General features: G+C 67.6%; 23 protein-coding genes. 16 read left to right on the forward strand and 7 right to left on the reverse strand.

The genetic code is table 11. From position 1 onward, the window contains the following. Nucleotides 1–133 precede the first annotated feature (133 nt). The 5 genes from aroA to PJB24_RS12530 are packed head-to-tail and all read left to right on the forward strand — an operon-like array spanning nt 134 to nt 6,903. The gene (gene aroA / locus PJB24_RS12510) at nt 134–1,453 is read left to right on the forward strand and encodes a 3-phosphoshikimate 1-carboxyvinyltransferase (RefSeq protein WP_273846364.1); all 1,320 of its coding nucleotides are present in this window, start codon (nt 134–136) and stop codon (nt 1,451–1,453) included. A gap of 13 nt (nt 1,454–1,466) precedes the next feature. Continuing rightward, nucleotides 1,467–3,074, forward strand: a complete 1,608-nt coding sequence (locus tag PJB24_RS12515; protein WP_273846365.1) for an AMP-binding protein — start codon at nt 1,467–1,469, stop codon at nt 3,072–3,074. Beyond that, nucleotides 3,071–4,207, forward strand: coding sequence for an acyl-CoA dehydrogenase family protein (locus PJB24_RS12520; protein WP_273846366.1), 1,137 nt, complete (start codon nt 3,071–3,073; stop codon nt 4,205–4,207). Before PJB24_RS12515 ends, PJB24_RS12520 begins: the two co-directional genes overlap by 4 nt. After that, nucleotides 4,207–4,998, forward strand: a complete 792-nt coding sequence (locus PJB24_RS12525; protein ID WP_273846368.1) for an SDR family oxidoreductase — start codon at nt 4,207–4,209, stop codon at nt 4,996–4,998. Before PJB24_RS12520 ends, PJB24_RS12525 begins: the two co-directional genes overlap by 1 nt. Nucleotides 4,999–5,037: 39 nt before the next feature. Next, the gene (locus PJB24_RS12530; protein WP_273846369.1) at nt 5,038–6,903 is read left to right on the forward strand and encodes an MFS transporter; all 1,866 of its coding nucleotides are present in this window, start codon (nt 5,038–5,040) and stop codon (nt 6,901–6,903) included. A gap of 6 nt (nt 6,904–6,909) precedes the next feature. On the opposite strand, the gene egtD is transcribed toward PJB24_RS12530, so the two are convergent. The 4 genes from egtD to PJB24_RS12550 are packed head-to-tail and all read right to left on the reverse strand — an operon-like array spanning nt 6,910 to nt 10,971. After that, nucleotides 6,910–7,866 carry an L-histidine N(alpha)-methyltransferase gene (egtD, locus tag PJB24_RS12535; protein WP_273846370.1) on the reverse strand — a complete coding sequence of 319 codons (957 nt, stop codon included), beginning with the start codon at nt 7,864–7,866 and terminating at the stop codon, nt 6,910–6,912. Nucleotides 7,867–7,883: 17 nt separating this feature from the next. Next, nucleotides 7,884–8,672, reverse strand: a complete 789-nt coding sequence (gene egtC, locus PJB24_RS12540; RefSeq protein ID WP_273846371.1) for an ergothioneine biosynthesis protein EgtC — start codon at nt 8,670–8,672, stop codon at nt 7,884–7,886. Between the two features lie 2 nt (nt 8,673–8,674). Further along, nucleotides 8,675–9,985, reverse strand: a complete 1,311-nt coding sequence (gene egtB, locus PJB24_RS12545) for an ergothioneine biosynthesis protein EgtB (RefSeq protein ID WP_273846372.1) — start codon at nt 9,983–9,985, stop codon at nt 8,675–8,677. 29 nt (nt 9,986–10,014) lie between these two features. Next, the gene (locus PJB24_RS12550) at nt 10,015–10,971 is read right to left on the reverse strand and encodes a zinc-dependent alcohol dehydrogenase family protein (protein WP_273846373.1); all 957 of its coding nucleotides are present in this window, start codon (nt 10,969–10,971) and stop codon (nt 10,015–10,017) included. 114 nt (nt 10,972–11,085) lie between these two features. On the opposite strand from PJB24_RS12550, the gene PJB24_RS12555 reads away from it, so the two are divergent. Together PJB24_RS12555 and PJB24_RS12560 are read left to right on the forward strand one after the other, a co-directional pair. Continuing rightward, nucleotides 11,086–11,616: a hypothetical protein gene (locus PJB24_RS12555; RefSeq protein WP_273846374.1), complete on the forward strand. Its 531-nt coding sequence runs from the start codon at nt 11,086–11,088 to the stop codon at nt 11,614–11,616. 95 nt (nt 11,617–11,711) lie between these two features. After that, nucleotides 11,712–12,617 carry a golvesin C-terminal-like domain-containing protein gene (locus tag PJB24_RS12560; RefSeq protein ID WP_273846375.1) on the forward strand — a complete coding sequence of 302 codons (906 nt, stop codon included), beginning with the start codon at nt 11,712–11,714 and terminating at the stop codon, nt 12,615–12,617. Nucleotides 12,618–12,621: 4 nt separating this feature from the next. Here the strand turns inward: PJB24_RS12560 and PJB24_RS12565 are convergent, their stop codons facing one another. Genes PJB24_RS12565 through PJB24_RS12575 form a run of 3 tightly spaced genes read right to left on the reverse strand, consistent with a single transcriptional unit; the run spans nt 12,622 to nt 15,874 of the window. Beyond that, complete coding sequence (locus tag PJB24_RS12565; RefSeq protein WP_273846376.1) at nt 12,622–14,280, reverse strand: FAD-binding dehydrogenase; 1,659 nt, start codon at nt 14,278–14,280, stop codon at nt 12,622–12,624. 27 nt (nt 14,281–14,307) lie between these two features. Further along, on the reverse strand, nt 14,308–15,213 hold the full coding sequence (locus tag PJB24_RS12570) for a hypothetical protein (protein ID WP_273846377.1): 906 nt from the start codon (nt 15,211–15,213) through the stop codon (nt 14,308–14,310). A gap of 55 nt (nt 15,214–15,268) precedes the next feature. Further along, nucleotides 15,269–15,874, reverse strand: a complete 606-nt coding sequence (locus PJB24_RS12575; protein WP_273846378.1) for a metallophosphoesterase family protein — start codon at nt 15,872–15,874, stop codon at nt 15,269–15,271. Between the two features lie 99 nt (nt 15,875–15,973). On the opposite strand from PJB24_RS12575, the gene PJB24_RS12580 reads away from it, so the two are divergent. The 9 genes from PJB24_RS12580 (at nt 15,974) to PJB24_RS12615 (ending at nt 21,768) form a co-directional block, all read left to right on the forward strand. Further along, nucleotides 15,974–16,102: a hypothetical protein gene (locus PJB24_RS12580; protein ID WP_273846379.1), complete on the forward strand. Its 129-nt coding sequence runs from the start codon at nt 15,974–15,976 to the stop codon at nt 16,100–16,102. 52 nt (nt 16,103–16,154) lie between these two features. Further along, complete coding sequence (locus PJB24_RS12585; RefSeq protein ID WP_273846380.1) at nt 16,155–16,577, forward strand: MFS transporter; 423 nt, start codon at nt 16,155–16,157, stop codon at nt 16,575–16,577. Between the two features lie 58 nt (nt 16,578–16,635). Then, the gene (locus PJB24_RS12590; RefSeq protein WP_273846381.1) at nt 16,636–17,037 is read left to right on the forward strand and encodes an NUDIX hydrolase; all 402 of its coding nucleotides are present in this window, start codon (nt 16,636–16,638) and stop codon (nt 17,035–17,037) included. 54 nt (nt 17,038–17,091) lie between these two features. Next, nucleotides 17,092–17,475 (forward strand): hypothetical protein, encoded by a 384-nt coding sequence (locus tag PJB24_RS12595; protein ID WP_273846382.1) that lies wholly within the window; start codon nt 17,092–17,094, stop codon nt 17,473–17,475. Between the two features lie 42 nt (nt 17,476–17,517). Beyond that, on the forward strand, nt 17,518–17,634 hold the full coding sequence (locus tag PJB24_RS15945; RefSeq protein WP_420541942.1) for a DUF1330 domain-containing protein: 117 nt from the start codon (nt 17,518–17,520) through the stop codon (nt 17,632–17,634). A gap of 355 nt (nt 17,635–17,989) precedes the next feature. Further along, nucleotides 17,990–18,214 (forward strand): nucleotidyl transferase family protein, encoded by a 225-nt coding sequence (locus tag PJB24_RS12600; RefSeq protein WP_273846383.1) that lies wholly within the window; start codon nt 17,990–17,992, stop codon nt 18,212–18,214. 185 nt (nt 18,215–18,399) lie between these two features. After that, nucleotides 18,400–19,629: an ROK family transcriptional regulator gene (locus tag PJB24_RS12605; protein ID WP_273846385.1), complete on the forward strand. Its 1,230-nt coding sequence runs from the start codon at nt 18,400–18,402 to the stop codon at nt 19,627–19,629. Nucleotides 19,630–19,716: 87 nt separating this feature from the next. Beyond that, on the forward strand, nt 19,717–20,535 hold the full coding sequence (locus PJB24_RS12610) for a sugar phosphate isomerase/epimerase family protein (protein ID WP_273846386.1): 819 nt from the start codon (nt 19,717–19,719) through the stop codon (nt 20,533–20,535). A gap of 72 nt (nt 20,536–20,607) precedes the next feature. After that, entirely contained in the window at nt 20,608–21,768 is a 1,161-nt protein-coding gene (locus tag PJB24_RS12615) for a levoglucosan dehydrogenase (protein ID WP_273846387.1), read from the forward strand. Nucleotides 21,769–21,804 lie beyond the last annotated feature (36 nt).

Raw genomic sequence — 21,804 nt, forward strand, 5'->3', positions numbered from 1 at the left:
GCCGGCGAAAAACCCGTTGCGGCGGTGACCTGGCAGCGGGAATATACTCCTTTTCGTGAAAGAGAACACAGCAACCTGCGAGGTGATCCGGGCGCGGCTGCGCCGGGTGCCGGAAGAGAGGGGGTAGAGAGACATGGGCTACCTGTGCGTACGCGGGGTGGAGGGACCGCTGCGCGGGACGATCGGCGTCCCGCCCTCCAAGTACCACGCTCACCGGGCTCTGATCCTGGGCTCGCTCGCCCCGGGCACCACGCGGATAGTCGGGCGCAGCGACGCGAAGCACGTCTGGCACACCGTGCGGGCGCTGCGCCTGCTCGGGGCCGAGGTCGAGGAGACCGACGAGGGCTACGCGGTGCGCGGCGGGTCCTACCGCCCGCAGAGGGAGCGCATCCCGCTCGGGAGCTGCGGGAGCCTCGCGTACTTCATAATCGGGCTTGGGTGCCTCTCCGAATCGCCCGTCACCTTCGACGCCGAGAAACAGCTCCGCAACCGCCCCATCGGAGCGTTGCTCGAGGGGCTGAGGAGGATCGGCGTGCACCTCGAGGCCTCCGGGGGCGGGCGCCTGCCGGTCACGGTCTACCCCGGGCGCCCGAAGGGCGGACGCGTCGAGATCGAGGGGACGCTCTCGCAGTGGATCTCTGGGCTCCTCATGGTCGCCCCGCTCGCGACCGGCGACACCGTCATCGACGTGGTCGGTGAGATCAACGAGCGCCACTACCTCGACCTCACGGTGCGCATGCTCGAGAGGTTCGGCATCGAGGTCGGGGTCTCCCCGGACCACAGGCGCTTCGAGGTGCCCGGCGACCAGAACTACCGTCACCGGCCCCGGCTCGTCCTCTCCTCGGACGTCTCCTCCGCGGCCTACGGGCTCGCCGCCGCCTCGATGCACCCATCCGACCTGCTGTTCACCGCTACGAGAAGCTGCGACGACCACCCCGAGCGGGCAATCTTCGACGTGCTCGCGGAGATGGGGTTGCCGATGGACTTCGCCGACGACCGCAGGGAGCTGCGGGTGGTGCACGACGGGAGCCCGCTGCGCGGGATGGAGATAGACTGCACCGACTTCCCGGACGCGCTGCCCGCCCTGTGCGCGGTCGCCGCGCTCGCCGAGGGCCGGACGGTCTTCGAGAACGTCGCCCACGCCCGCAGGAAGGAGTCCGATCGGGTCAGGGCCTCGCTGCAGCTCACCAGGATGGGCGCGAGGATGAGCGCGACGGAGGACACGATCGTCGTCGAGGGCGTGCGCGGCCTCCGGGGGCAGGCTCTGAGTTCGTTCAACGACCACCGCATCCTGATGTCGCTCGCGGTGGCCGGCGGGGCGGCGGAGGGCGAGACGCGCCTGACCTTCCCGAACGCCTACCGCATCTCCTACCCGCGCTTCCTGGAGGACATGAACGGCATCGGTCTGAGTATGCGCGTCGAGCAGCGCACCCGCGCCACGACCCATGCCTGATCCGAAGGACCTCATGGCACCGGTCTATCCGCACCTCCTGGAGGGGGAGTGGCCGGAGCGCCTCATAACCGATTTCCTGCACGAGCACGCGCAGAACAAGCCGGAGAAACCTGCCCTCGTCGACGAGAGCCGGGGCCGGAGGGTGGTGCTCGGCTTCGCCGGGCTCGCAGACCGGGTGGACCGCATCGCCACCGCGCTGCTCGGGCTGGGCGTGAGGCCCGGGGAGGTGGTCTGCTTCCAGCTGCCGAACTACTGGGAGTTCGTCGCGCTGCAGCTCGCGCTCTCGCGCATCGGCGCGGTAAGCTGCCCGCTCATCCCGGTCTTCCGCGAGCGGGAGCTCAGGCTGATGGTCGGCCAGTCGGAGAGCCGCATCCTCGTCGTCCCGGACCGCTTCCGGAACTTCGACTACCCGCGGATGGTCGAGGGCCTGCGGGAGGACCTGCCGCGGCTCGAACGCGTCTTCGTCGTGGGGGATGAGGTCCCCGCCTGGGCCGAGCCTTTCGAGGAGCTGCTCGAGGCCGAACCCGACCGCAAGGCGCTCGAGGCTGTCCGCCCCTCGCCCTCCGACCCGACGCAGCTTCTGTACACCTCCGGGACCTCCGGGGAGCCCAAGGGCGTCGTGCACGTGCACAACGCGCTCATCCTGGCCGACCTCCTGCACATCGAGCACTTCAGGCTCGGGGAGGAGGATACCGTCTTCGTCCCTTCCCCCTGCGCCCACCAGACGGGTTTTTTGTACGGGATGTGGCTCGCGATGGTGCTCGGGGCGACCGCGGTCTACCAGGATGTCTGGGACGGGAGGCGCGGCCTCGAGCTGGTGCGCGGGTACGGGGTGCGCTTCGTGCAGGCTGCGACGCCGTTCCTGGTCGATCTGGTCGAGGCGGTCAACGAGACCGGAAAGAGCCCGGAGGATCTGCGCATCTTCGTCGCCACCGGCGCCTCGGTACCCAGGAAGCTCGCGCAGGAGGCGCGCGAGGTGCTCGGGGCGAGCGTGTGCGGGGCGTGGGGGACGACGGAGGGGTGTCTGGTCACCGCCGGCACGCCCGACGACCCGCCGGAGAAGACCTGGCAGACCGACGGGCGGCTGCTGCCCCGGATGGAGATGCGCGTCGTCGACGACGGGGGCAATCCCTTGCCCGCCGGCAGGGAGGGGCGCTTCCAGGTGAGGACGCCCTGCCTGTTCACCACCTACCTGCACCACCCGGAGTGGTACCGGGCGGCGGTGAGCCCGGACGGCTGGTTCGACACCGGGGACCTCGCGGTCGTGGACGACGAGGGGTACATGAGCATCACCGGGCGGGTGAAGGACATCATCAACCGGGGCGGGGAGAAGGTGCCGGTGGCGGAGGTCGAGCAGCTCCTCTACGAGCACCCGGCGGTCTCGGACGTGGCGATCGTCGCGATGCCCGACCCGAGGCTCGGGGAGCGGGCCTGCGCCTACGTGGTCCTGCGCAAGGGGGCCACCCTCACGCTCGAGGACGTGCGAGGGTACCTGCTCGCGCGCGGGATGGCCAAGCAGTACTGGCCCGAGAGGATCGAGGTCGTCGAGGAGCTGCCCCGGACGGCGAGCGGCAAGATCCAGAAGTACGTCCTGCGCGAGCGGGCGGCGAGGCTCGCATGAGCCCGGGGGAATTCCGGCGGCTCGAGGATGAGATCTCCGCCTTCGTGGAAGGGAGAGCCGAGGAGATCGCCGCCGCCCTCGAGGAGGGTGAAACTGACTCGGGAGAGGTGCGCGAGGAGCTGCGCCGGCGGGGATACCTGAACCTCGCCGCGCCGCGGGAGCTCGGCGGGGCGGGGGTGCCCTTCTCGCGCTACGTCGAGCTCGTCGAGCTCTTCGGCCGCACCCACGGCACGATCAGGACGATCGTGCACGTCGCCAACGGCATCTGGCGGGCGGTGGACGGGCGGGCGACCGGGGAGCAGCGCGAGCGGTTCGTGCGGCCGCTGGTCGCCGGCGAGGTGACGGCGGCCTTCACGATGAGCGAGCCCGACTCCGGGGCCGGGGCGGACCTGAAGACGAGCGTGCGGCGGGACGGAGAGGTTTACCTGCTCTCGGGGGAGAAGCACATGATCACCTTCGGCCTCACCGCCGACTACCTGCTCACCTTCGCCCGGCTCGAGGGCACGGCCGGCGCGGAGGGGACGGTGGCGCTCATGGTCCCCCGCGATACGCCGGGCGTCGAGGCGCGCCCGATGCCGCCCGCGATGGGGCTGCGCGGGACCGACTACGCCCGCGTGAGCTTCCGCGGGGTCCCAATCCCGCTCGAGAACCGGCTCGGGGAGGAGGGCGAGGGGCTCGCGGTGGCCTTCGAGGGCTTTCTCGCCCCGAGTCGCATCGCGGTCGCCGCGAGCTGCGTCGGGCTCGCGGAGAGGGCGCTCGAGCTGGCGGTGGATCACGCGAGGGGACGCGTCACCTTCGGCCGGCCCCTCGCCGCCCGGCAGGCGGTGCAGCATACGCTCGCGGAGATGGCGACCGAGATCGAGGCGGCGCGCCACCTCGTGCGGTGGGCCGCCTCCAGATGGGAGACGGGGGAGGGCGGGCTCGTCGCCTCCTCCAAGGCGAAACTGTTCGCCACCGGGATGCTGCAGCGGGTGACCGACGGGGCGCTTCAGGTACACGGCGGGGTCGGTTACTTCGCCTCGCCGATCGAGAGGATCTACCGGGACGCGCGGGTGCAGCGCTTCGAGGAGGGGACGGCCGAGGTGCAGAAGGCGCTCATCGCGCGGGAGTTGTTGGGCAAGGAGGGATCTTAATGTCTTTCGAAGGAAAGCGGGCTCTCATCACCGGAGGATCGCGCGGCATCGGCCGGGCGATAGCCGTCGCCCTGGGGAAGCGCGGCGCGGAGGTCGCCGTCCACTACAAGGAGCGGAAAGATGCGGCCGAGGAGACCGCAGCCGAGATAGAGCGGGCCGGGGGGAAGGCGATCACGCTCTCCGCCGACCTCGAGGACCCGCGGGCGAACGACGAGCTCTTCGACGAGCTCACCGCGCGCTGGGGCGGGCTGGACATCTTCGTCTCGAGCGCCGGAGCGAGCGCCTTCAAGAAGGTCGGCCAGTACGGGCCGCACCACCTCGGGCGCACCTTCGCGCTCAACGTCCAGTCTTTCGTCCTGGGGGCGCAGCGGGCCGCGGAGCTGATGGCCGGCGGCGGCAGGATCCTCGCGCTCTCCAGCTACGGCAGCCAGCGCACCTTCGCCACCTACGCCAACATGGGGGCGGCGAAGGCCGCGATCGAATCCTGGGTCCGCTCGATGGCCGCCGAGTACGGCCCGCGCGGGATCACGGTGAACGCCCTGAGCGGCGGCCTGATCGACACCGACTCGCTCCACTACTTCTACGGGATGCCCCAGATCCCGCCGATGGAGAGCGTCGTCTCGCGCATCCCGCGCCGCCGGGTCGGGACCGCCGCCGAGATGGCCGCAGCCGCCCTCTTCCTGCTCTCCGAGGAGGCGGACTACATCACCGGGACGACACTCGTCGTCGACGGGGGGCTGAGCATCGTCTCGCCGCCGTTCGTCGGGGAGGAGCCTGACCGTACCTCATGAGGGGGTTTAGATAATCCCCTCCGGAGGTAGATTCATGGGGTGTCCGCGTCTCGAAGGATAGCCGGTCCCTCTTCCGCGAGCCGCAGGTGGTGGGCGCTCGCTGCCTGCTGTTTCGGTCTGCTCATGGTCCTGCTCGACGTCACCGTGGTCAACGTGGCACTACCGGTGATACAGAAGGACCTGGGGGCGAGCTTCTCCGATCTGCAGTGGGTGGTTGACGCCTACACGATAGCGCTCGCGGTCTTCGTTGTGACCTCCGGGCGGGTCGGGGACATCTTCGGGCGCAAGAAGGTGTTCATGTTCGGGCTTGGGCTGTTCACCGTCGGCTCCTTCCTGTGCGGGCTCTCCGGGCACGTCTCGTTCGACGGACTCTCCCACATCGACCTCCTGCTCGCCGCGCGCGGGATACAGGGGGTGGGCGGATCGGTGATGCTCCCGGTCTCCCTCGCGATAGTCTCCGCGACCTTCGAGGGGCCTCAGCGGGCGACGGCGATCGGGATCTGGGGCGGGGTGAGCGGGCTCGCCACCGCCGTGGGGCCGGTCGTCGGGGGCTTTCTGGTCGAGAAGGTCAGCTGGGAGTCTATCTTCTACATCAACATACCCGTAGGGGCCGCGGGTATCCTGCTCTCCGCCTGGGCGATAAGGGATACCCGCGACGAGAGGGCCCCGCGCTCGATAGACCTCTTCGGGCTCGCGACGGTGACCGTGGGCATCTTCTGCCTGGTCCTGGCCCTGATCCGGGGCCAGGACCGGGGGTGGACCTCTTCCTACATCGTCGCGCTCTTCGTCGTCGCGGCGATCGCGCTCGTCGCCTTCGTCGCTGGCGAACTGCGGATGAAGCACCCGATGGTGGACCCTAGGCTCTTCAAGAACCGCAGCTTCACCGGTGCGGCGATAGCCGCCTTCACCCTGAGCGCCGGGCTCTACTCGCTGTTTCTCTACCTGACGCTGTACCTGCAGAACGCTTTGGGCTTCAGCGCGCTCGAGACGGGGCTCAGGCTCCTGCCGCTGAGCGGGCTCGTGCTGTTCACCGCGCCGCTCGCCGGGAATTTGAGCGGTCGCTTCAGCCCGCGGCCCGTGCTCTTCTGCGGGATGGCGCTGCTCGCGGTCGCGGCGTTCCTGATGACGCGCATCTCGCCGCGGGACACGGCATCCGACTGGGTCGTGCTGCTGCCGGCCTTCGTCGTCGCCGGGCTCGGCAATGGGCTGGTGAACGCCCCGATCTCGACTACCGCCGTGGGGACCGTCCCCCAGAGGCTCTCCGGGATGGCCTCCGGCGTGAACAACGTCTGCCGGCAGGTCGGGACCGCCTTCGGGGTGGCGCTCTGGGGTGCGATCCTAACCAACCGCTACGACGACTACGTGCGCCAGAAGATACAGAACCTGAACGCCCCGCACCTGACCGGGCAGATCAAACAGAGGATCATCCATGGCGTCCAGGATGCCGGGACCACCGCCGGGAGCACGGGCCTGAAAGGGGCCCCGCCGCGCTTCGAGCGTATCCCGTTCTTCGGCGAGGTGCAGCGGATAGCACGCGCCTCTTTCGTCGACGGGACCGTGGACATCTTCCGGCTCGCCGCGTTCATGCTCGCGCTCGGGGCGATCGCCTCGGTGCTGCTGGTCCACGGTTCGGATCTCGAGGGACAGAGCCGGGGCGAAAAACGGCGGGGCGGCCTCGATCCGCTGCTCGGCGGGGTCGCGCTCGCCTACCTGAGCCACCGGCTCGAGAACGCCGACGGGAACTCGCCGCAGCTCGTCTCGGCGGCGGCGCGGCTCGTCCCGGAATCTGATGGCTCCGAGGAGGAGCGGGCCAGGATCGCCGGAAGGGACCTCGTGCGGCCGCTGGCGGTGCGGATGCTGCTCGAGGCGTTGCGCCGCCGCCATGGTCCCGGCGGAACCGGCTGAGCCTTCTCACCCCACCCCGGCGAGGGCGAGCGCGAAATACCCGCGCCCGTCGGTGTAGAGCTCGACGAGGGAGAGCCCGGCCCCCCGGAGAACCTCCTCGACCGAGTGTGGGGTGAACTTCGCACTGATCTCGGTGCGCATCCCCTCGCCCGCCTCGAAGTGCACGAGCTCCTCTTCTCCCGCCCGCACGCCCTGCTCCATTCCGGCGTCGAGCCACATCTCCACGCGGCTCTCCTCTGCGTCGTAGAAGGCGCGGTGCTCGAAGCGACGCGGGTCGAGGTCGGTCCGGAGGTGGCGGTTCACGACGCGTAGCAGGTTCCTGTTGAACCGGGCCGTCACACCCGCGGCGTCGTCGTACGCCGCCTCGATGACGCCGGGGTCCTTGACCAGGTCCACGCCGAGCAGCAGGTGGTCCCCGGCTTCCATCCCCGCGCGCAGCTTCGAGAGGAACTCCCTCCTTCTCTCGGGGGTGAAGTTGCCGACCGTGCCGCCGAGGAAGAGGATGAGTCTCTCCCCGGAGGCGGGCCTGGCCAGGAGATCGCCCAGCGAGGCGTGGAAGTCCCCGACGTAGCCCCTCACCTCCAGGCCCGGGTACTCCTTCGAGAGCCTCGTCCCGCTCTCGCGCAGGGCGCTCTCACTGACGTCCAGCGGCACGTAGCGTACCGGACGGCCGTCGTGGGAGAGCATCGTCTCGATCAGGATCCGGGTCTTGCTCGCAGATCCGGAGCCGAGCTCGACGAGCTCCCGGCTGCCGGTCCTGCGCAGGATGTCCCCGGCCCGCTCGCGCAGGATGGAGAGCTCGGTGCGGGTCTGGTAGTACTCGGGCTGGCGGGTTATCTCCTCGAAGAGCGCCGAGCCGCGCTCGTCGTAGAAGTACTTGGGCCAGGGCGAGAAGTCCTTCGCCACGAGCCCCGCCCGCAGCTCCTCCGACGGGCTCGCCGTCCCCCGCCTCAGGACGCCCACACGGACCGCATCCCCGCTCACGACAGCGGCCTCAGGGTGATGCCCGCCCCCGAGACCGAGAGCAGGTGCCCCTCGGGGACCTCGCGCCATTTCGGGTCGCCGTCGAGCCTCTCGGAGGCGACGACGGTCGCCTGCGGAAAGGCGGCCCCGTCCTCGAGAACGTAGAGCGAGTCCGCCCTCCCCCGGCTCGCGAGGCGGGTGAAGGCCATCGTCCCGCCGTCGGTCACCGCCAGGTTGAGCCGGGCCGCCGCGCCCCGCTCCTCGCAGAGCTCCACGACCCTGCGGGCGGTCCCGGCGAGCGCGGCGCCGGGGTCCTCGTTCTCCCGCAGGAGGTCCAGCAGGAGGGCGAAGATCGTCTCCGAGTCCGTTGCGCCGGAGAGCGCGGCGTAGGACTCGTCGCTCAGGGAGTGGCGCAGCCGTCGCATGACCTTTCGCTGGAAGCCTTCTATGGCCCCGTTGTGCGCGAAGAGGTACCTGCCCGAGGAGAACGGCGGGGTGCCGCTCTCCTCCGCCACGAGCGGCGGGGTGGCGCTGCGCACGGCGGCGAGGATGCAGCGGGAGCGGGTCCTCGGGGCGATGCTCGCGAAGCTGCGGTCGGACCAGATGGGACGCGTCGAGCGGTAGAGCGCGGGCTCCTCGCCGGCCCACGGCACGTACCACCCGGCCCCGAAGCCGTCGGCGTTCACCGTGCCGGAGAGCATCTCCCGCGGGGCGTGGCTCTGGACGAGCAGCGAGTGGGGCGGCTCGAGCACGAGCGAGGAGACGGTCGCCTCGGGTCCTCCGAGGTAGGCGGCCAGGCGGCACATCCCTACTCGCTGCGGGCGCAGCGGAACCCGACGAAGAGCTGGCGCCTTATCGGGAAGTCCCAGTTGCGAAAGGTGTTGCGGATGGCGCAGGGACGGGTCGCCCAGGAGCCGCCGCGCAGCACCATGTACCCGTCGTCGAAGAAGACCTCGGAGTACTCCCGGTAGGGGAAGCTCTCGAAGCCGGGGTAGCCGGAGAACTCGGTCGCGGTCCACTCCCAGACGTCCCCGATCATGCCCAAAACGCCGTAGGGGCTGGCACCTTCGGGGAAGGCGCCCACCCCGGCCGGGCGGAAGGCGAGCTGGTCGAGGTTCGCCCTCTCGGGCGTCGGAGGATCGTCCCCCCAGGGGAAGAGGCGCCTGGTCTCGTTCTCGGGGTCCCAGGAGGCCGCTTTCTCCCACTCGGCCTCGGTCGGGAGCCGTTTGCCGGCCCAGCGGGCGTACGCGTCGGCCTCGTACCAGGAGACGTGCATGACCGGTGTCTCGGGGTCGAGCGGCTCGTCGAAGCCGAAACGCCGGATGCGCCACCCGCCGGCCGCGCTCCGGTGCCAGGACATGGGGTGGGTGATCTCCTCTTCGCGGATCCAAGCCCACCCCTCCGGCTCCCAGAGTTCTTTTCTCCGGTAGCCCCCGTCCTCGACGAACTCGAGGAAGGCGGCGTTGGTGACGGGTGCTTTGTCTATGTAGAAGCCGGGCAGATCGACCTCGTGCGCCGGGCGCTCGTTGTCGAGCGCCCACGCGGTATCGTCGGTCCCCATGAGAAACGCCCCGGCCGGGACGTGGACCATCTCCTCCTCGGGTGGGTTCGCCGGGGGGAGATGCCTGCGGGGTTCGGGCCGGTAGCCCTCTCCCCGCATGAGCTGCAGCGTCTGGAGCATGGTCTCGTTGTGCTGGGCCTCATGCTGGAGGACCATGTTGTAGACGAAGCCGCCCTCGAGCAGGGGGCCGCCGTCCTCGAGGTCGACCTCGCGCAGCACCTCGAGCGCGGCGGCGCGCACGGTGTCCAGGTAGCGGTCGGCCTGCTCCCGGTCGAGCATCTCCAGCGAGGGGCGCTCGCTGCGCGGGGTGAGCGTGGCGTTGTAGATGTCGAAGAGCTCCCGGTCGGAGAGTTCCCTCCCCGCCACCTCCTTCAGGAGCCAGAGCTCCTCGTAGTTGCCGATGTGGCCGTAGTCCCAGATGAGGGGGCTCATGATGGTGCTGTGCTGGGCGTAGAGGTCCTCGTCGGAGACGGTGGAGAGCAGCATCCGGGTGCGCTCCCGGCCCTCCTCCATCCTGCGGGCTATCTCGCGTTTGAGGGTGACGCTTCTGGTGTCCATGGTCCTTACACCTTAGCCTTCCTTCGTTTTCAGGAGGAGACGCGCAGCACGATTTTGCCGCGTCCGTGACCGGAGTCGAGGCGCGCGTGGGCTTTGGCGACCTGGGTGAGGTCGAGCACCTCGTCGAGCAGCGGTCTCATCTGCCCCCGCTCGATGAGCCGGGTCATCTCTTCCAGGCGTCGCCTCTCGCGGGTGAGGAAGACGCCGTAGATCGTCTGGTTCTTCAGGTAGAGCTGCGTGAGGTCGCCCTGCGCCCCGAGGATCGTCGCGACCCTGCCGAAGGGCCGGGTGCAGGCGGCGCTCTGCGCGCAGGTCTCGCCGCCGACGGTGTCGAAGACCGCGTCCACGCCCGCTCCGCCGGTCTCGGAGAGCGCGACCTCGGAGACGTCCTGGCTGCGGTAGTCTATGGCGACGTCGGCGCCGAGGTCTTCGAGGGTCTTCTGGTTGTCCGGGCCCGCCGTCGCTAGCACCCGGGCTCCCGCGGCCTTCGCTATCTGGATCGCGAACGACCCGACCCCGCCGGCGCCGCCGTGGATCAGGACGGTCTCCCCGACCTTCACGTCGAGCCGGCGCACGATCGCCTCGTAGGCGGTGCCCCCGGCGAGCGGGACCGCCGCGGCCTCCTCGTGCGAGAGCGAGGGCGGCTTGGGGGCGACGATGGCCGCCGGGACCACGTTGTACTCGGCGTAGCTCCCGTTGGACTTTTCGCCGAAGATCTCGGGTGTGTAGTAGACCTCGTCGCCGGGGGAGAACTCCGTCACGCCGGGGCCCACCTCCTCGACGATCCCGGAGACGTCCGCGCCGAGGACCAGCGGGGTCTCGAGCCCGAAGGCGGTGCCGTCGGCCCGGATCTTGGCATCCACCGGGTTGGTGCCGGCGGCGACGACCCTGACCAGTATCTCGCCCGGAGCCGGCTCCGGGCGGGGTACGTCCCGCTCCTCGAAGAGCTCCGGTGGTCCGAACTCCGGGGTCACCATCGCGCGCATCTTTACCACGCTCCTTTCGCCTGAGATTCTTTCCAAAGTCTCTCTGTGCCCGGCGGGACACCCTCTCAAACGACTACAATACAATACAGATGGGGGAGAAGGAGGTCGTAGAAGGTGGCGGAGAGGGAACCGGAGGCGGGACGGGAGATCGCGGCGGCGCTGGGAGACTCCTACAGGGCGTTCGCGGAGAACTTCATCGAGGCCCAGAAGAGGAACACCGGCCTCGTCGAGGGGTGGGCGGAGAGCCTGCGGGGGCTCCTCGAGAGCCAGGCGGAGGCCAACCGGGCGCTCGCCCGGGCGATGGAGTCCTACGTGAAGGTCGTGGACGAGGCGCTCGAGGGACAGCGGCGGACCGGCGAGGCTCTCAGGGAGAGCCTGGAGGCCTACCGTGAGGTGCTCGAGCGGACGAACGCCGTGCAGGAGCAGAGCACGCGCCTCCTCGAGGATTTCTTCGGCGGCCTGCAGAGGGAACTCGCCGCGCAGGCCGAGGGCGGGGAGCGCATCGCCCGGCAGCTCTCTGAGCTGGCCGGAAGTCAGCTCGAGGCCATGGAGCGCCTGGTGCGTGAGGCGTCGGAGTCATACCTGAGATTTCTCGAGGCTCCTTACGAGTTCTACCGGCGGGCCACGGAGGGGGACAGGGAGTAGGGGAGGGCTGGCGCCCGCGCTTTTCGGGCGGCGAATATCACACTCTTATATACTGCATAAAACAATCCAGGATAGTCCGGACTTGGAGGGGGGAAATGGACCGGAGATCGAGAGTTCTCTCTGCCGCGCTTTCCATGGCCGCGGCACTTTTGTTGTGTCTGTGGCTCGTGCCCGTCGCGGGGGCAGCTTCCTACACGCAGGTGGTGGACAACGCCACCAAGGGGAGGTTCTCCGCTTCCCGGGCGTGGGGTTACAGCCACTGGAGCGACCAGAAGTACGGCAGAAACTACCGCTTCGCGAAACCGGCCGGAAAGCAGGACCCGGCCTCGTTCAAAGTTCGGGTCCCGCGGACGGCGCGCTACGTGGTCTACGCCCGCTGGCCGGCCGACCAGGGCTACAACGGGCGGGTGCGCGTCGGGGTCAGGACGACCTCCGGCTGGCGTTGGATGCACGTCGACCAGCGCAGGAACGGCGGCAGGTGGGTTCGTCTCGGGGTCTTCCGGCTCGGGGCCGGGGACCGGTGGCGGGTGAAGATCACCCGCCAGTCGAGCTCCCGGGGGTATATCATCGCGGATGCTGTGAAGGTCGTGCGCCACGTCCGCAGCCGTCAGAGCGGATACACCGGGGCGGACGTGCTGCGGGTGGCCAGGAGCTGGCTCGGGGTGCCCTACCGCTACGGCGGGGCCTCGCGCAACGGCGTCGACTGCTCGGGGCTCACGATGCGGGTCTTCGGGCAGCTCGGCGTGAGCCTGCCGCACAACGCGGCCCAGCAGTACGACAGCCCGGTGGGAAGGAAAGTCCCGCGCACCGACCTCAGGCGGGGCTACCTCGTCTTCGGGTACGCCAGCGGCTACGGGCCCGGGATAACCCACGTCGGGATCCTCACCGGCGACGGGCGCATGATCCACGCGCCCGAGCCCGGCACGGTGGTGCGCTACGACAGGATCCCGGCGGGCTGGTACCACATCGTGGGTGTCAAGGAGATCTTCCCGGCCGGCTGAGCTCCTACAGGACGTCCGAGGCTGCGGCCCGTCCGGCCACCCTGCCGGAGAACAGGCACCCGCCCAGGAAGGTCCCCTCGAGCGAGCGGTAGCCGTGCATCCCCCCGCCGCCGAAGCCTGCCGCCTCCCCGGCGGCGTAGAGGCCCGGGATGGGTGTGCCGTCGGCCCCGAGCGCCCGCGAGGAGAGGTCGGTCTGTATGCCGCCGAGGGTCTTGCGGGTCAGGATGCGCAGCCGCACCGCGACGAGCGGGCCGGCGCCGGGATCGAGCAACCGGTGGGGCCTTGCGGCCCGGATGAGCCTGTCGCCCGCGTAGCGGCGGGCCTCCCGGATCGCCGCCACCTGCAGGTCCTTGCCGAACGGGTTCGCGAGCTCGCGGTCGCGGGCGACGATCTCCTCCTTCAGCAGCGCCGGATCGAGGGGTGGGTCGCCGCCTGTGAGGGCGTTCATCCTCCGCGCGAGCTCGGGGACGGTGCGGGCGGTGACGAAGTCCCGGCCCGCGCGCAGGAACCCTTTCACCGGGGCCGGCGCACCCGGGAGCAGCCGCCCGAGCACCCGGGGGACGCTCCTTGCGGTCAGGTCCGGGTTCTGGTCCGAGCCGGAGAGGGCGAACTCCTTCTCTAGTATCCGGCGCGTGAGCACGAACCAGGTGTGGTCGTATCCGGTCTGCAGGATGTGCCGGAGGGTGCCCAGGGTGTCGAAGCCGGGGAAGAGGGGGGCCGGCAGCCGGCGGCCGCGGGCATCGAGCCACAGCGAGGAGGGACCGGGGAGGATGCGTATGCCGTGGTTCTCCCAGATCGGGTCCGGGTACTCGATCCCCTCGGTGTAGTGCCACATGCGGTCGAGGTTCGTGAGACGGGCCCCGGCTCTGGCTGCGACCTCGAGCATCCCGCCGTCGACGTGGGCTGGAACCCCGCAGAGCATCCGTCGCGGTGGCCGTCCGAGCCATCCGGGCCAGTTTCTGCGCACCAGCTCGTGGTTGCCGCCGAGCCCGCCGGAGGCGACGATGACGGCCTGAGCCCGGAGCGAGAACTCCCCGACCACCCGGCGCGAGCTCGCTCTCCCGCGCTCCGCGCCGCCAGGTTCGAGGATCTCACCGTGCACGCCGCAGACGTGACCGCCCTCCGCCTCGAGCGCCGTGACCCGGTGCCTGAAGCGGAGCGAGACCCTGCCCCGCCTCTCGGCCGCGCGGAGCCTCTCGACGAAGGGTTCGAGGAGACCGGGGCCTGTGCCCCACACGATGTGGAACCTCGGGACCGAGTTGCCCGGCCCGGAGGCCCCCCGGCCCCCGCGCTCGGCCCAGCCGACTATCGGGAAGAAGCGGACCCCGAGGCTCCGGAGCCAGGGGCGCTTCTCGCCCGCGGCAAACTCCACGTAGGCCTCGGCCCACCGGCGCGCCCAGCGGTCCTCCTCGCGGTCGAAGCCCGCGGTTCCCATCCAGTCCTGGAGCGCGAGCTCCACCGAGTCCCTTATCCCGAACCGCCGCTGCTCGGGGGAGTCGACGAGGAAGAGCCCGCCGAAGGACCAGTACGCCTGTCCGCCAAGCGATCGTTCGGGTTCCTGGTCGAGCAGGATCACGCGCCTTCCGGCCCCGGCGAGCTCGCAGGCGGCGACCAGCCCCGCGAGCCCCGCCCCGACGACTATCGCATCAGCGTCCTGGTGCAAGTTCCGCCCTCCCTGCGAAGGTTCACCTCAGTGGTCGCCGTCCCGGTGCAGCAGGGGCAGGCGGAGGGTTCTGCGCTCGCGGCGGAGGAGATCCTCCTTCGCGTCGGAGGGGCTCACCGATTCGTCGCGGGTCTCGAGCGCGAGCCGCTCCCGGTGCTCGACGATCCAGAGGTAGAGGTCGAGCTCGGTGCGGCCGGGGAAGGCGTCGAGCACCCTCTCCTCCCGGATCATCTCGGATATCGGGCGGTAGGAGTACTCGTACCAGTCGCGCAGGACCTCCTCGGGGGAGACGTAGCGGTGCCAGAGCTGGGAGAGCCTGAAGCCGTGTGCCTCGATGTAGGAGGCCAGCCGCCGGTAGTCCCCGACGTCCGAGAAGCGCACCTCTATCTCCGGCAGGACGCGGTCCATCGGGAGGCGTTCGAACAGCCTGCGCTGCTCGAGCTTGTGCAAAAGCTCCGCGGGGGTGATGCTCGCGTCTATAGGGACGCGGGTGCGCAGCTCGGTCACCTCGGCGTCGATCATCTCGACCCCCTGCATGCGGGCGACCGAGACCCGGTGGTTGCCGTCCTGCACGAAGTAGGCGTCCCCGATCTTGTAGAGGCTCACTGGGGGCAGCTCCTCGGCGCGCTGCATGAGCTGGTCTATCCGCTTCCAGCGGGTGCCGAGATCCGGCTTGGAGGGCAGGAAGGCCCGATCGAAGTCGCGGTGGCGCCCGACGCTGCCGACGATCTTGTCGACCGGGACGACCCGCATCCCGAGGTAGACCTGCTCGACGGCCCCGAGCGCCTTCTTCACCTCCTCGAAGGAGAGCAGCTGGTTCGAGGCCGGGTCGTTGCGCAGGAAGGCACCTAGCCTGCGCAGGAAGGCCTTCCTGCGCGCCACGCTGAAGTCCTGGTCTGCCTGAGCTCCGGTGCCGATGAGATCGCCCGCCACGAACGAGAATTTATACCGCCCGGAGCCGGGCGACAAGAGAGGGTTGGGACATCTCTTACACCTCGAGGATGCGGTGTCCGAAGACGTTCACCACCCGGGTCGAGCCCCTCTTTGTTACACGCTCCGGCTCCGGACCGTAGAGGTGGACGTGGCCGTGCAGCCAGAGGGACGGATGGTGGCGGTCTATGAGCTTGAGGTACGATTCGAAGCCGGTGTGGCAGACGTCCTCCCTGTCTCCGAGGCCGAAGGGCGGCGCGTGGGAGACGAAGATGTCGGGGGCGGGTCTGCCGAACAGCGTGCGCCTCCTTATGCGTGAAGAGAGTCGTCGGGCGCGGCGGCGCATCTGGCGCTCGGTGTACTGGTTGGGACCGTCCGAGTAGAGCCGGCATCCAGAGAGGCCGGCGAGGGCGTGCCCGCCGAGCTCCTCGATACGCCCGTCGAGCGGGGTGCACCCGCCGGGATGCTTCCCGTCTTCAGGAGCGGGGTCGTGGTTGCCGAGGACGTAGAAGAGGGGTACGCCGAGGACCGTGACGAGATACTCGAGGTAGTCGAAGGGGAGGTCTCCGCAGGAGACGACCGCCTCCACCCTCCCGGCGTAGGACTCGAGCGCGGGCCCGTGGAGCACCCGCTCCACCTCGTCGCTGACCGCAAGGATCTTCATGTCTTCCTCTCCCGCACCATGCACACAAAGGATAACGCCTCGTGGAGGCCGGGCGGCGCGCGCAATGCCAGAACATCACCGGGAGGGCTTGTTGCCAGTTTGCGGGATTCATCACGCGAAGACGGCCCCTGTGGCTACCGGTCCGTCTCCGTCGCGCTCCTCGTCGCGGACATCGCCTTCGCCTTTCAGCAGACGGCGGCGATCCCGACCATCGAGCGGGACTTTTGATCCCCCGGCTCTAGAGTTCGCGCACGGGGCCGCCGGAGCGGGGCTCTTCCTGATGCCGGGCGCCCTGGGGCAGCTCGCCGCTGGACCCCTCTCGGGAGCCATCGGCCGCCGGTTGCGATCGAAGTGGACCTTCACCGGCGGGATGCTGCTCGCCGTCTGGCACGAAGAGCCCTGGCGGATCGGGCCGGAGATGTTCCTGTTCGGGTTCGGGATGGGCTTCGGCGTGAGCTCCGGCGGGAACCTCGTCACCCGCGCCGTGAGCGTGCGCGACACGGGCATATCGAACGCGCTGAACAGCGTCCTGCGTCGGGTCGGGGGTGGCATCGGAGGGCAGGTCGGGGCGGCGCTCCTCGCCGGGTTCACCACCCCCGGAGGACCGGCACAGGTGGCGTTCGCAGTTGCTTTCGCCGTCTCGGCCGTTCTGTGCCTGCTCGGGGCCGGGCTCGCCGCTCTGGTCCCAGAGGGGCGGGGTTAAGGACCGCGCGTACGGGTAAAGAGAGCGCGGTGTCGTTTCGAGAGGAGGTTTGCCGGATATGCCCGCACCAGAGACACCGAAGCTCACGGTGGACGTCGTGATCCCGGACCGGGACGGCAGGGTCGTCCTGATCCGCCGGGCCAACGAACCTTTCAGGGGTCGCTGGGCGCTGCCGGGCGGGTTCGTGGACGTCGGCGAGACGGTCGAGCAGGCCGCCCGCCGCGAGGTCCGGGAGGAGACCGGGCTCGAGGTCGAGCTGGAGCGGCTCGTCGGGGTCTATTCCGAACCGGCCCGGGACCCACGGGGCCACAACGTCTCGGTGGCTTTCCTGGCCCATCCCGTGGGCGACGCCGGGCCCCGGGGCTCCGACGACGCCTCGGAGGCGCTGCTTCTGGACCCCGCGGTCGTCGAGCTCGCCTTCGACCACGACCGCATAATCCGGGATGCGCTGGGCGGCTGAGTGGGTGTTATCCTTGCACGTATGAGGTTCCTTTTCCGAAGGCGCGGGGGAGGAGTGCGGCTCTCTCTGGGCTACTCGCCCGGCGCCTTCACCCTCCCCGACGAACGGGAGATCTCGCCGCTGTACGCTTTCTTCGAGGTCGCCAACACGGGTGAGGTTGCTGCCGAGGTACGGCGCATCGGGGTGGAGCCTGCGGACGGCTCCGGGGTGTTCTTCGGCGAGGGGTTCGAGGGGGAGCGCAGCCTGCCGTGCACGCTCTCACCCGGAGAGTCGGTGAGGTTCTGGGTGCGGGCGAAGACGCTCGCCCGCGCGCTGCGGGACGCGGGCTACGGCGGGAGGCCGCGCCTGCGGTTCGTGGCGGAGGATTCCTCCGGAGGGCGCCACGATACGGGTTTCAGGTTCCGGGTCGACGAGTACCTGAACCTCAGGGACGAGTAGGGGAGAGGGATAGGACAGCCTACGCAATAGTCAACGTAAGGTATAAAAAATTCCAAGCGCTACACGGAGTATGCGAGCCGGGTACCGCAGAGGCTGGAGAAGTACGGTGGCGGGTGGTTGGTGCGCGGGGGAGAGGCCGAGGTGCTGGAAGGGTCATAGGACGTCGAGCGCTTGGTTGTCCTCGAGTTCGAGAGCTAGGAGCACTTCCGCGATTGGTACGAATCTCTGGAGTACACGTAGCTCAAACAGGCTGGCGCCGGTTAACACCCCCACGTAGATGAGTCCGCGGAGGTCCAGGAGGTGGAGGAGCCCTCCCCCACGGAATGCATTCCTTCTCCGTAAACTGCGGGGAGCTGAGGCTGCTCGAGAACTATACCGTAGGCTGGCATCCCAGACCAGGACGTCTCCGGGACGGTTTAAAGGTTTCGACTCCAGGCGGTTCTCCGCCGTACTCTTCCCGATACAGGATCCCGAGCTCTGCGGCCACTGCTTTCCTCCCGGCGCGACCTGCTTCGTGCGAGTCTACTCGAGCTGGGAGCGGGAAAAGGTCCGCCGCCTGCAGGCCCACGGGTACGCCGTAGAGGTCCTGTACCCCGGTAGAGAGAAGGGGATCTCCGGAACCCGGGTGCGGGAGTTGATCCGCTCGGGAGCAGCGTGGGATCGCCTCGTGACCGCCGTCTCCGCCCGGATAATCCGCGAGGTGCTCGCCGCCAAACCCGGCCGGTTCGAGAGACGCTAGCGTACCAGCCTGCCCAGATCCACCACTGTCCGGGCCGTACCTACGGTTCTCCTTAAACCACGGACTTGTGGACATATATGCTTCCATTGTGACTGGATCTGAAAAACTTTTGAAAATCTTTGGCAAAACCTATTGACAAAAAAACATAAGCTCGTCTAGACTGATTACGAAGTGAAGGAGCGAGGATGAGAGACCGGACGGAGAACAAGGAGACGCAAGCGCGCTACCCGCTGATCGAGAACCGGCTCCAGTCGCGGATCATGACCTTCATCCACGCCCAGGCGCGGCCGGTCTCGCGGAGCGAGCTTACCGAGGAGCTGAGGGCGAGCCGCAGCAAGATCTCGGGTGAGGTCAATCGGCTGATGGAGCTGGGGCTGCTCGCCGAGGAGGGCTTCGCCGAGTCGGAGGGTGGGCGGCCTTCTGCGCTGCTCAACATCCCCCGCTCGGCGGGTCTGGTCGCCGCTATAGACCTGGGAGCTACATCCATAGATGTGGCCCTTACGACGCTCGGCAGCGAGATCGTCGCCCATAAAGCCGAGCCAGCGGATGTCAGGGAGGGTCCCCGGACCATTCTCGGCCGGGCGAAGGCGATGCTCTCCGGGCTTCTTGAGGAGCAAGTGTCCGACGCCAGGGATGTTCTCGCCATAGGCATCGGTGTTCCGGGGCCTGTGGAGCAGGCGGCCGGGGTTTTGAGGAGCCCGCCGCTGATGCCCGGATGGGATAGATTTCCCATCCGCAGCGTGTTCGCCGGGGAGTATGCCGCCCCGGTCTTCGTAGACAACGACGTGAACGTCATGGCTCTCGGGGAGCACTGGGGCGGGGTCGGCAGGGGCGTGGACAACATGCTCTTCATCAAGGTAGGAACCGGGATAGGCGGAGGGATCATCGCCGACGGGCACCTCTACCGCGGGACCCAGGGATGCGCGGGAGACATAGGGCATATATCGGTGGACCCCAACGGGCCAGTGTGCACCTGCGGCAACCTTGGGTGTCTCGAAGCCATGGCAGGCGCTCCGGCCATCGTACGCGAGGCGGAGCGAAAGGCCAGAGAAGGGCTCTCTCCCGTACTCGCAGAGATGCTCGCAGGGAAAGGCGAGCTTACCTCCGAGGACGTCAGCAGAGCGGCGAGCGTGGGCGACTACGAAGCCGTGATGATCATCCGGCAGGCCGGGAGGCTCATCGGGCGGGTGCTGGCCACCCTGGTAAGCGTGCTCAACCCGTCTTTGATCGTGGTAGGTGGGGGCGTCTCGCAGATAGGGCACTCGTTTTTGGCGGAGATCAGGAGCACCGTCTACCAGCGTTCGCTGCCGCTGGCGACTAGGAACCTGCCGATAGTGTTGAGCGAGATCGAAGGAGTATCGGGAGTAATGGGTGCGAGCGTGATGGCGGTCGAAGGGGTGTTGCAAATACCCTAGCTCGTGAGTGCCTTCGCTTCTTCCAAGAGTAGAGGTCTCTGGATACACAAACTGAACTGAAGCAGGAGAAAAGAGAGGAGCCGATGAATGAAGCTAGCCTACCAGACGATAACCTGGGGTGGGTTGGTCAGTGACCCCGCCGGGGTGACGAGCATCAAAGATCTTTACTACCTGGCGAACGGATCTACGGAGGAGGCTCTTCGAGATATCGCCGGCGCAGGCTACGAAGGGTTTGAGCTGTTCGACGGCAATCTCATGCAATACGCCGGCCGGGAGCGCGAGTTGGTAACGGTGATGGAGAAGCTGAACCTGGAGATGGTCGCCGTTTACTCAGGCGCAAACTTCGTCTACGGGGAGATACTGGAAGAAGAGCTGAGCAAGATAAAGAAGGTCGCCCAACTTGGAGCCCATCTTGGTGCCACCCACCTTGTGGTTGGGGGTGGAGCTGTACGTACCACCGGTGTTGCGGAAGAAGATTACCAAAGGCTTGCGGATGGGCTGGAGAAGGTTGTGGATCTCGCCGACCAGGCCGGTATGGTGGCGAGCTACCACCCCCATCTGGGCACCTGTGTAGAGTCACCCGAACAAATAGAAAAAGTCTTCCTACATACAGGAATCAACTTTTGCCCGGATACGGCACATCTAGAGGCAGGTGGAGGAGACCCGGCAGAGCTTATCAGCAAGTACGGAGATCGAATCCGTTACGTACACCTCAAAGATTACGAGGACGGCAACTTCCTGCCGCTAGGACGAGGCAAACAGGACTTCCCTCAGATACTGCGTGCCCTCGAAAAGATCGGCTATGACGGGTGGATTACGGTGGAGCTGGATTCTTATGCAGGGTCTCCCAAGGAGGCTGCACAGATCAGCAAGGCGTTTCTCAAAGAGAAGCTGTCTGTAGCGTAGGCAGTAAATAGTTGGTCTGTATGGTGACAAGCTGAACCAGAATACCAGCCTGAGCAAACTTTAGGAGGAGTCGTGGAGCAACTCAACATTGGAATGATAGGTGGGGGATTTATGGGCAAGGCGCACTCGCTGGCTTACGCGGCGATGCCCATGTTTTTCTGGCCTGCCCCAGCTGTTCCAAACCGCAAGATGCTCGCGGAGATCGACGAAGACCTCGCCCGCGAGAGCGCCCTGCGTTTCGGGTTCGAAAAGTATACAGGCGACTGGCGGAAGCTTGTGGAGCATCCCGACATCCACGTCGTGGATATCGCAACACCGAATAATACGCACGCCGAGATCGCCATAGCCGCAGCCGAAGCTGGCAAGCACATCATCTGCGAGAAGCCGCTGGCCCTTGATGCCGAAGAAGCCGAGCGCATGCTAGAAGCGGTCGAGAGAGCTGGTGTGGTGCATATGGTGGCCTTCAACTATCGGCGCACCCCGGCGGTAGCTCTGGCGAAGAAGTTTATCGAAGAAGGTGCCATAGGCAACATACTCAACTTCCGCGGTACCTATCTACAAGATTGGTCCGCCGATCCCAACGGACCACTTTCCTGGCGTTTTCAGAAGGCCGTGGCCGGTTCCGGGGCGCTCGGTGATATAGGCACACACGTACTGGACATAGCCCGTTATCTGGTTGGTGAGATCGTTGCTGTCAACTCCGTACTGCGCACTATCATCGGGAAGCGTCCTATCCAGCAGGGAGGACAGGATAAGCTGGGCGCCTCGCAAAAGCTTGTTGATGCGCCGAAAGCAACCGTTGATGTGGACGATGAGGTGATCACCTCGCTACGCTTCTCCAATGGTGCGCTGGGCACTCTCGAGGCTACACGCAACGCTTACGGCCGCAACAATTTTCTGACCTTTGAGATCGATGGGGATCATGGCTCCCTCTACTTCAACTACGAACGGAGAGACGAGTTGCAGGTGTTCTTTGCTGATGACCCCGCAGACCGGAGAGGGTTCCGCACCATCTATACGGGGCCGGCTCACCCATATGGTGAAAACCTCTGGCCCATCCCCGCCATCGGTATCGGCTACGGCGAGACCAAAATCATCGAATGCTACGAGTTTGTCAAGGCGGTTATCGAGGGCACCACGGTCTCGCCTAGCTTCCATGACGGCCACCGCATAGCGCAGATCTGCGATGCGATCGTGGAATCCTCGGAGAAACAGACTTGGGTCGACCTGTAAAGCCGCAAGTCAAGAGAATTTAGATACTGGGATCAT

The organism is Rubrobacter calidifluminis, from assembly GCF_028617075.1.
Taxonomy (GTDB): Bacteria; Actinomycetota; Rubrobacteria; order Rubrobacterales; family Rubrobacteraceae; genus Rubrobacter_E; species Rubrobacter_E calidifluminis.